Annotated in this window: 1 protein-coding gene; it reads right to left on the reverse strand. The window is 32.5% G+C overall.

Features of this window, described 5'->3' with window-relative positions; genetic code table 11:
- A partial coding sequence (locus D1831_RS14480; RefSeq protein WP_225422913.1) for a hypothetical protein occupies window positions 1-916 on the reverse strand: 916 nt, incomplete at both ends.

A 916-nucleotide genomic window follows, 5' to 3' on the forward strand; every position in this document is an offset into this window, starting at 1 on the left:
TCGCTTACTTGTTGGGCACGATTGGAAATAAAAGCATTTACTTCTGAAAATTGATTGTTTTCTAAGTTATTTAAAACATGGGAAAGATTTTTTTCATAGGGATACAGGGATTCATTAATTAATTCGGAATATTGTGAACTATTATCAATTTCATAAAGTGTTTTATCTTTTTTCTTATTGTTATCAGATTTCGGTAATAACATTCCATTTCCCAAAGAGCTAGTATGAACACTAGTAATTTTAGGGTCAAATTTTAAAATTCGCGCTTTGGGAATAATATGTTCAAATTCAAAATCCTCACCAGTTGGAATTTTAGCAGAGAGATAAGTGAGGTTTGAATGAATTGTTATCAAGGCTTTCGTTTCTTTAGTAAAACTTTGGCGTGTTCCAGGGTTATCTTCAATCCAGCGTTTGAAAGCAGTTTGAAGCTTTTCTTTCGATAAAGGCTCTAAATAAGATTTATTATTTATCTTTGGATAATAGTCTTGAAGTCGCTGGTCGCCGTGGGCTGTCCACGTACCATTCAGATAGTCAAAAACATAATATGATGGTAGATTAGCTAATATTATGTTTAATTTTTCGCTAGGTGCTTCCAAAAGGCTTGCAAAGTAGGATAGAACTTTAAAAGTGGTGGATAGACCTGTTGAATACAAAGCTTTCTTAGCATTTTGTTTGGTGTTGAACGAAATATTTTGCTTTAGTATTTTTGAGAAAACGTCATTTAATTTTTTAGATAACTCATCAATTCTTAAAAGCATATGCGATAGGTTCTGTTGGATTTCACCTGTATAGGTATGAACCGATGCAATTTTTTTATTGTCAACGTTTACTAGAATTGCTAACAGGCCAAATCCAATCTCATTGACGATTTTAGCGTTAGCTCCGTTATTTGTAATTAGAGCCGGAATTCTTTTTA

The sequence above is a fragment of the Lactiplantibacillus garii genome (genome assembly GCF_003885105.1).
Lineage (GTDB): Bacteria > Bacillota > Bacilli > Lactobacillales > Lactobacillaceae > Lactiplantibacillus > Lactiplantibacillus garii.